We start from the raw sequence: 2,955 nt of genomic DNA, 5'->3' as shown, positions 1-2,955 counted from the left end.
CGTTCTTTTCGTCAAAACTGATTGTTGACACAACAACCCAGGGCCTATACGTATGGAGCAAAGCAGAATACGGGAAAATAATGATCTCGTCTATCGCCCCCGTATTTCGCTGCGCTCATAGGGGGTAGCCAGATGGCTTCTAACAAAAAGTCAAAATTCCCAAGGACACCGTGACAAAGGTTCGTGTTTAAACCGAAGTCTTCTTTTAAAGTAGTCTGTATTTTCTATCAATCTCTTCATCAACTAAAATTATCTTGCGAAAATTCTCGTATATCTAACCGGATTAAACCAATTTCTGCTGCAGCGTGACGCCATACTATCATAAATTTATCCACTCGATTCATAAGGAAAAATTATTCTCTGAAGGCACAGGAACGGGCTACCCTTGACTTTTTGGGATCATCTTCTACACTACTTAGATGCCAAATTTTGAAAAAAATCAAGTGATTGCCGTTGGGCTGTCTGGCGGAGTTGACTCGTCAGTGGCCGCGCTCGTCTTGAAGGAAAAGGGTTACGAAGTCATTGGTCTTTTCATGCAAAATTGGGAATCTGATAGCAAAGACCCATTCTGTACCGCCGAACAAGATTTAAGTGATGCGAAAGCGGTCGCCGATCACATTGGTATTCCGTTATACGTCGTGAATTTCAGTAAAGCCTATTGGAACCATGTTTTTCAACATTGCCTCGATGAATTCGCCCAAGGGCGAACCCCTAATCCGGACGTTTGCTGTAATCGGGAAATTAAATTTAAATCACTTTTAGACCATGTTAAAAAACTGGGCGCCACTCATCTGGCCACCGGCCATTACGCTTGCATCCAAAAGAAAAATAACGAATCTCGACTATTAAAAAGCAACGATAGTCACAAAGATCAAAGTTATTTTTTACACCTTCTTAACCAATACCAATTGGCGAATAGCGTATTTCCCATTGGCGGGTATCAAAAATCTGAAGTTCGTGCGATAGCAAAAAAAAGAGGATTCATTAACCATGCTAAAAAAGACAGCATGGGGATCTGTTTCATCGGCGAACGCAAATTTAAAGACTTCCTCAGTGAATTCTTACTCGCCCAACCGGGAAATATTGAAACACCCGAAGGGAAAATTATCGGAAAACACGACGGAATTATGTTTTATACCGTTGGCCAACGCAAAGGACTTCATATCGGCGGTCGACCAGACGCAAGTGAAGGTCCATGGTATGTCGTTGATAAAGATGTAAAACGGAATGTATTGATCGTGGTTCAAGGGTATGAGCATCCTTTGCTTTATTCACAAGAATTAACGTGCATAAATTTGCATTGGATACGCGACACAGAACCCTCTTTCGCCTTGACCTGCAAGGCTAAAACACGTTACCGTCAAGCTGATCAAACGTGCGTCGTCACGCGACTCGATAATGATCATTTTTATGTTCAATTTGAACATCCACAACGAGCAATCACTCGCGGCCAATCAGTGGTATTTTACCTGGGAAACGAATGCCTTGGCGGCGGAATTATTAATTAAGGGCCCGTCAATTGATTAAAGTTAAAATGACTCCGGTAAGCCATTTACCACCTCCCATTCTTCGATCCATTGACAATCGACTCCGATGGGGAAATTTAAAAGGTGATAGCATCAGCCTTGCAATTAGCACTCTTGCGGAAAAAAAATCAGAGACCTCTGCTATTAACACACCGGATGTTCACTCAGCTAATTATTTATACCGCTCGTTGCCATCTTTTTCTAGCGCCGACACCCCTATTTTATATTTTTCTAACTGGGAAACATTACCATACGATCATCCCCCTCCCCCACGAAAATATTGTTTCCGAACGCTTGCTAACGCTTTACCGCCTACCCCCTCTATCATCAGGAATTATAATCAGCGCTCTTCCCACCTTGTTACAACGCCTTCCTCCCGCCGATCACTTAGAAAAAAATACTTTTATTTTATCCCGTGGGTGAAAAGTTTTCTTTGAAAGAAAATCGTGCATCAGAAATATAATCTTTTGGTTTGTACAACCATTATTGAATCAGGGATCGATATTCCCACCGCTAATACGATTATTATTAATCGCGCGGATCGATTCGGCTTAGCTCAACTCCACCAACTTCGCGGTCGCGTTGGGCGCTCTCATCATCAAGCTTATGCTTATTTATTAATAATACCTGATCAAGAAGTCCTGACGCCTGACGCACAAAAACGATCGAGCGCTATTTCCCAACTGGATGATCTCGGTGTTGGTTTTAACCTAGCAACTCATGATTTAGAAATCCTCGGCTCAGGCCAATTATTGGATGTCGAACAAAGCGGGCAAATTCATGATATCGGGTTTTTTTATACCTTTATACTTAGAATTAGAATTGTTGGAAGAGGCGGTAAGTGCATTAAAAGCTGGGCGGGAACCCCAATTTGAAAAACCATTACATACAGCGGCTGAAATTGATCTCGACATTACAATGCTTTTACCGGAAGATTATCCCCGATGTTAATGTTCGTCTTATCCTCTATAAACGCTTAGCTAATTGCAAAAATAAAACAGAAATCCAGGGACTCAAAGAAGAGCTTATCGATCGTTTTGGCCCGCTGCCCCAGCAACTCAACATTTACTCCAATCTACCGAGCTACGCTACACTTAATTGCAAACGAACTCGGTATTCAAAAAATCAATATCGGTCCATGGCTATTTTCACTTCGATAAAAACCCGCCATCGACTTTACAAAGCTAATCAAGCTAATTCAAAGCCAACCCCAGCGTTACCAATTGCAAGGCGATAAATCCCTGCATTTCATTCTTTCTAATTCCACCCCCCAATCCAAATTGGAAATAATCTACGAATTAATTAAAAACTTAAAAACAACCCAATGAAAAGTGCGCTCTTTAAAGGGGGCGTTATAATGCGCCAACACAGAATTTCTATTTTAAATAAAGAGCAGGTGATGAAAGATATTAAAATACTTGGTGTTGAT

At 41.4% G+C, this 2,955-nt stretch carries 2 protein-coding genes and 1 pseudogene; all 3 read left to right on the top strand.

Going from position 1 to position 2,955, the window contains the following annotated elements:
* The first annotated feature begins 419 nt into the window (after positions 1 to 419).
* A complete protein-coding gene (mnmA, locus tag FIV31_RS07480) occupies positions 420 to 1,508 on the top strand; it encodes a tRNA 2-thiouridine(34) synthase MnmA (protein WP_280124338.1) in 1,089 nt (362 codons plus the stop codon).
* Between the two features lie 102 nt (positions 1,509 to 1,610).
* Positions 1,611 to 1,949: a hypothetical protein gene (locus FIV31_RS07475; RefSeq protein ID WP_280124337.1), complete on the top strand. Its 339-nt coding sequence runs from the start codon at positions 1,611 to 1,613 to the stop codon at positions 1,947 to 1,949.
* Positions 1,950 to 1,975: 26 nt separating this feature from the next.
* Positions 1,976 to 2,854, top strand: a pseudogene (locus tag FIV31_RS07470) (TRCF domain-containing protein); the annotation flags it as partial.
* Between the last annotated feature and the right edge of the window lie 101 nt (positions 2,855 to 2,955).

The sequence above is a fragment of the Coxiella endosymbiont of Ornithodoros amblus genome, assembly GCF_019425495.1.
GTDB lineage: Bacteria > Pseudomonadota > Gammaproteobacteria > Coxiellales > Coxiellaceae > Coxiella.
Note: the sequence above shows the minus strand (reverse complement) of the source record. Positions and strands in the feature narration are given on the sequence as shown.

Excerpts from the sequence above, each read along its gene's own strand:
- mnmA (WP_280124338.1), top strand. The coding sequence starts at position 420 with ATGCCAAATTTTGAAAAAAATCAAGTGATTGCCGTTGGGCTGTCTGGC.